This window comes from Streptomyces sp. NPDC055078 (genome assembly GCF_053607985.1).
Map to the genome: position 1 here is coordinate 1 of NZ_JBSGUP010000599.1, position 5111 is coordinate 5111.

Consider the following 5111-nt stretch of genomic DNA (forward strand, 5'->3'; position numbering starts at 1 on the left):
CGCGGCCGTGCCGCTGGCCCGCTGACCACTGCCCACTGAGCACAGCCGACTGAGCACATCCGGCTGAGCGAGCCGCCTTCCGGGGCCCGTACGGCACAGTCGCCGTACGGGCCCCCGCGCGTGCGGTGCCCGGCGCGTACTGTCCGGGCCGGCTCTGTGCCTGTCTCATGCTGTCCGGTGCCGGTGCCGGTGCCGGGGTCCGGGGCTGGTCCGGTGCTGGGTCCGGTGCCTGTCCAGCGGGTGAAATGGCCGAGCGTCCGGCGCGGCCCCTGACATAGATTCGGCCCGTGACAGTGGCAAGACAGCAGGTAACACAGGCCCACCGGATCGTCGTCAAGGTCGGCTCGTCCTCCCTGACCACCGCGTCGGGCGGACTCGACGCCGACCGGGTGGACGCCCTCGTCGACGTACTCGCCAAGGTCCGCAGCGGAGGCGAGAAGGAGATCGTCCTGGTCTCCTCCGGCGCGATCGCCGCGGCCCTCGCCCCCCTGGGCCTGCCGCGCCGCCCCAAGGACCTCGCCCGCCAGCAGGCCGCCGCCAGCGTCGGACAGGGCCTGCTCGTCGCCCGCTACACCGCCTCCTTCGCCCGCTACGGCGTACGGGTCGGCCAAGTGCTCCTCACCAGCGACGACACCAGCCGCCGCGCCCACTACCGCAACGCCTACCGGACCCTGGACCAACTGCTGGCCATGGGCGCGGTGCCCGTCGTCAACGAGAACGACACCGTCGCCACGGACGAGATCCGCTTCGGCGACAACGACCGGCTCGCCGCCCTCGTCGCCCATCTCGTCCGCGCGGATCTGCTGGTGCTCCTGTCCGATGTGGACGGGCTGTACGACGGCGATCCGGCCAGGCCCGGCACCTCCAGGATCGACGAGGTGCGCGGCCCCGCCGACATCGCTCATGTGGAGATCGGCAGCGCGGGCAAGGCGGGCCTGGGCACGGGCGGCATGGTGACCAAGGTCGAGGCCGCGCGGATCGCGACGGCGGCGGGCGTCCCCGTCGTCCTCACCTCCGCCGTCCGGGCCGCCGACGCGCTGGCGGGCAGGTCGACCGGCACCTACTTCCACAGCACCGGCCGCCGCTCCGCCGGCCGGCTGCTCTGGCTCGCGCACGCCTCCACCCCGCAGGGCGCGCTGTTCCTGGACGACGGCGCGGTCGACGCCGTCGTACGCCGCCGGAAGTCCCTGCTGCCCGCCGGGATCGCCTCGGTCGAGGGCGACTTCATCGCCGGGGACCCGGTCGAACTGCGCGACCCCCGGGGCCGTGCCGTGGCCCGGGGACTCGTCAACTTCGACGCCCGCGAGATCCCTCAGCTCCTCGGCCGCTCCACCCGCGATCTCGCCCGGGAACTCGGCCCCGAGTACGAGCGAGAAGTCGTACACAGGGACGATCTGGTCGTTCTGCACCCCTGAAACGGCTGAAAGTCCAGTCATCCGGCAGGGACCTTCCCTAAAAGCGCCCCATGTTCCGTCCAGGACTGGTCAACTTTGTTGCGGGGGAACGGCGGGGTACAGCACGACGACACATGCAACAGGAGGCGGCCGGTGAGACGAGCGCGCCCAGGGGATGTGCCCCGAGGGAACGGGGCCAGCCCGCACGCCCGCAGGGCGCCCGGCGATCACACCCGCAGGACCGCGGGTGAGGAGCGGACACTGACGAGCGTCGGCGCGGGAGCCGACTTCGACGACGCCGGGCAGGGGCAGGAGCCGGGTGCCGGGCCGGAGACGGAGGGCCGCGCGGAGGGCGATGAGCGCACACAGTCCAAGCTGTGGCACATCACCCTCAGCGTTTCCGGCGCCGAAGCCCCGCTGACGGAGGTCCGGCGCGGTCTCGAACAGCTCGCGCACGATCACCCCTTCCTGCTCACCAGCCGCTACGCGGGCGACCATGCCGAGATCCGCTACTGGGAGGAGGCGCGGGACCTGCACGACGCGGCGGCGGTGGCACTGCGGCTGTGGGGCGAGCACCGCTCGACGGCCAGACTGCCGCCGTGGACGATCGTGGGCCTGGAGGTCATCGACCGCCAGACCTACCACCAGCGCCTCGCCGAGGGATACGGACCACCGCCCGCCGCCCCGGTGGGAGTCCACCCCTTCTGATCCCGGGGCCGGGGCCGGGGCTGGTGTGAGGGGCGCCGGGAGCCGGGCCCTGAGCTTGGGCTTGGGGCCCGGGGTTCTCTCGGAGGGAATCGGGGTTCTCTCGGCGGGAGCCGGGGGCCCAGGTCTTCGGAGTCGGTCCGCGGAGCCTCTCGGTCCGGGGCGGCGTCGGCCGTGTCCCCGGGCCGTGTTCCCCGGGCCGTGTTCACCGGTTCGGGACCACCGTCTCGTAGTGCGGAATACGGACAGGGCGGGCGGGGCGGCGCATTACCCTGCGGGTATGACGAAGTCCTCGCCGCTCTCGCCGTACGACAACCTCACACCGGTCACCCAGGCCGCCTACCGGGCCCGCTCCGCCGCCGCCGACATCGCGCCACTGCCGCGCTCGGCGAAGGACGACGCGCTGCTGGCGATCGCGGACGCCCTGGAGGTCCGGACGAGCGAGATCGTCACGGCCAATGCCGAGGACATCGCCCGTGCCAGGGAAGCGGGCACCAGCGAGGCGATCATCGACCGGCTCACCCTCACCCCGGAACGGGTGCGGGCCATCGCCGCCGACGTCCGCCATGTCGCGGCGCTGCCCGACCCCGTCGGCGAGGTGGTGCGCGGCTCGACCCTGCCCAACGGCATCGATCTGCGCCAGATCCGCGTCCCCCTCGGCGTCGTCGGCATCATCTACGAGGCCCGCCCCAATGTCACCGTGGACGCCGCCGCCCTGTGCCTGAAGTCGGGCAACGCCGTCCTGCTGCGCGGCTCGTCCTCCGCGTACTCCTCCAACACCGCCCTGGTGCGGGTGCTGCGCGACGCCGTCGGAGGCGCGGGCCTGCCGGCCGACGCGATCCAGCTCGTGCCCGGTGAATCACGGGACTCCGTACGGGAACTGATGCGCGCCCGCGGTCTGGTGGACGTCCTGATCCCGCGTGGCGGCGCCCAGCTGATCCGGACGGTCGTCGAGGAGTCCATCGTCCCCGTCATCGAGACCGGCACCGGCAACTGCCATGTCTATGTGGACGCCGAGACCGACCTCGACATGGCCATCGACATCCTGATCAACTCCAAGGCCCAGCGCCCCAGCGTCTGCAACGCCGCCGAGACCCTGCTCGTCCACCAGGACATCGCCCCCGCGTTCCTGCCGCGCGCCCTCGACGCCCTGGCCGAGGCCGGGGTGACCGTGCACGGCGACGAACGGGTGGTGGACTACGCCGACACCACCAAGGCCACCGTCGTCGCGGCCACCCCCGAGGACTGGGAGACCGAGTACCTCTCGTACGACATCGCCGCGGCCGTCGTGGACTCGCTGGACGCGGCCGTGGCCCATATCCGCCTGTGGTCTTCCGGCCACACCGAGGCGATCGTCACCACCTCCCAGGCCGCCGCCCGCCGCTTCACCCAATTGGTGGACTCGACCACGGTCGCCGTGAACGCCTCCACCCGCTTCACCGACGGTGGTCAGTTCGGCTTCGGCGCCGAGATCGGCATCTCCACCCAGAAACTGCACGCCCGCGGCCCGATGGGCCTGCCGGAGCTGACCTCGACCAAATACATCGTCACCGGCGACGGTCACACACGGTAGCCATCACCCGCATGGACGGGCGACCCCGCACCGCTCCGGCCGACGTCCGTTCGCTCCCCGGCCGACGTCGGGCCGAGCGCCGTGGCGCGCGTCACCCGGGCGGGGAGAGTTCCCCTTGCGTCTGCCCAAACCCTGCGGCCCGGTTTACTCTGATGGCGTGCCGGACGACGTGGGGGGCAGGCCGTTCCCGGACGGTTGGGAGCCCGACGACGACCGCGGAGGCGCGGACGAGGACTTCGCCTCCGTGGTGTTCGACGAGGACTTCGTCCGGGCCGCGAAGATCCATGAGCCGACCGCCGTCGAGCGGTTGCTCGCCGCCGCCCAGGCCCGCGCCGAGGCCGAGGCCGCCCGTGCCGGATCGGGCATGGGACCCCACGACGACGAGCTGTACGACGACGGATACGGCTCATACGGCCGTGAGCGCGCCTACGGCGACGGCGACGGCCCTCACCCCGACGATGACGACTCCGGTCCCTACGGCAGGCACGGAGGCGCCCTGCGCCCCTACCGCGGCAGCGCCCGCTGGCACCGTCCGGTGGCCTGGGTCCTCGCTCTGGTGATGGGCATCGGGATGGTCGCCCTCGCCTTCACGGCCGTCTACCGGGGAGCCTCGGGGAACCGGCAGGACCAGGTGCCTCCGCCCGCCACCACGGGCGTCGACGCCACTCCATCGGCGGGCTCCGCCAGGGACCGGGTCGGCAGCCCCTCCGCCTCGGCCGATTACGCCCCGCCCCCGGTCTCGGCAGAACCCCGCATCCCCTGACCCGCCCCTGACCTCCCTCCCGGTCTTCCTTCCCGGTCCTCCGGGTCTTTCCCGGTCCTCCGGGTCCGCCCCCTGCCCCTGGTCTCCGCCCTGGCCTCCTGACTCTCCGCCCCCAGCCCCTGGCTTCCGCCCCGCCCCGCCCCGCTGGCTCTCCGCTCCGCACCCGCGTACTCCGATCCCCCGCGCGGCCCATTGTTCCGGCCCCTGAACATCCGCCGACCCCTGAACGGCTGCGTAGGAACTCGTCAGAGTTTGTCGCGTACCACCGCGTTTACCGGAGCCCCGCCAGACCTACCCTGAAGGTATGGCTGGGCGCGGAGATCCGCCCGAGGGGACACCCGAGGGACTCCCCGGCGGTGGAGAGGACGAGTACCGGTCCGTCGTCTTCGACGAATCGTTCGTACGAGCTGCGCGGCTGCAGGAGTTCTCCGCGCAGGAGCGGATGGGCGATCACGCGCGCGCGGTGCGCAGCCTCCCCGCGCTCTCCCTGCGGACCGGCTCCAAGTCGGTCCTGGTGCTCGTCCTGCTCGTGGCCATCGCCTTCGGAACCGCGATCTACCTCGGGGTGCGCCACCCCTATCAGGCGCCGCCCGCCAAGCAGGCCGAGCCGCTGCGGATCACGCTGATCCCCCTCGCTCCCCAGGGCCCGGTCCCCGGGGGCGCCCCCGGGGACCTC

At 72.7% G+C, this 5111-nt stretch carries 5 protein-coding genes; all 5 read left to right on the plus strand.

Annotation, left to right across the window (positions count from 1 at the left end):
• Window positions 1–287: 287 nt before the first annotated feature.
• A complete protein-coding gene (gene proB, locus ACWF94_RS32945; protein ID WP_453496972.1) occupies window positions 288–1415 on the plus strand; it encodes a glutamate 5-kinase in 1128 nt (375 codons plus the stop codon).
• 132 nt (window positions 1416–1547) lie between these two features.
• The gene (locus ACWF94_RS32950; protein ID WP_453496975.1) at window positions 1548–2102 is read left to right on the plus strand and encodes a hypothetical protein; all 555 of its coding nucleotides are present in this window, start codon (window positions 1548–1550) and stop codon (window positions 2100–2102) included.
• Between the two features lie 277 nt (window positions 2103–2379).
• On the plus strand, window positions 2380–3672 hold the full coding sequence (locus ACWF94_RS32955) for a glutamate-5-semialdehyde dehydrogenase (protein WP_453496978.1): 1293 nt from the start codon (window positions 2380–2382) through the stop codon (window positions 3670–3672).
• A gap of 157 nt (window positions 3673–3829) precedes the next feature.
• The gene (locus ACWF94_RS32960) at window positions 3830–4435 is read left to right on the plus strand and encodes an SCO2584 family spore wall biosynthesis protein (protein WP_453496981.1); all 606 of its coding nucleotides are present in this window, start codon (window positions 3830–3832) and stop codon (window positions 4433–4435) included.
• 304 nt (window positions 4436–4739) lie between these two features.
• A partial coding sequence (locus ACWF94_RS32965) for an SCO2583 family membrane protein (RefSeq protein WP_453496984.1) occupies window positions 4740–5111 on the plus strand: 372 nt, incomplete at its 3' end.